We start from the raw sequence: 279 nt of genomic DNA on the forward strand, positions 1-279 counted from the left end.
CGTAACGAGCAGCTATCCGTTTGCTCTCAACTGGGCAAAAGCGCACATTCCTGCGATCATATATTCCGCTCACGGAGGCCAGGAGGCGGGAAGCGCATTGGCGGACATTATCTATGGAGATGTAAATCCGGGCGGACGGCTGACGCAAACTTGGCACACCTCAGTCAAAGAACTGCCGGATATGATGAATTACGATATCATCAAAGGGAAAAGAACCTATAAATATTTCGTAGGCAAGCCGCTGTTTCCGTTCGGCCACGGGTTATCCTATACAGCGTT

Annotated in this window: 1 protein-coding gene; it reads left to right on the forward strand. The window is 50.2% G+C overall.

Annotated features, from left to right (window positions below; genetic code table 11):
- Positions 1–279: glycoside hydrolase family 3 protein (locus tag PZC42_RS24475; RefSeq protein WP_277214051.1), on the forward strand; the 279-nt coding region annotated here is incomplete at both ends.

This window comes from Isoptericola croceus (assembly GCF_029382255.1).
Lineage (GTDB): Bacteria > Actinomycetota > Actinomycetes > Actinomycetales > Cellulomonadaceae > Isoptericola > Isoptericola croceus.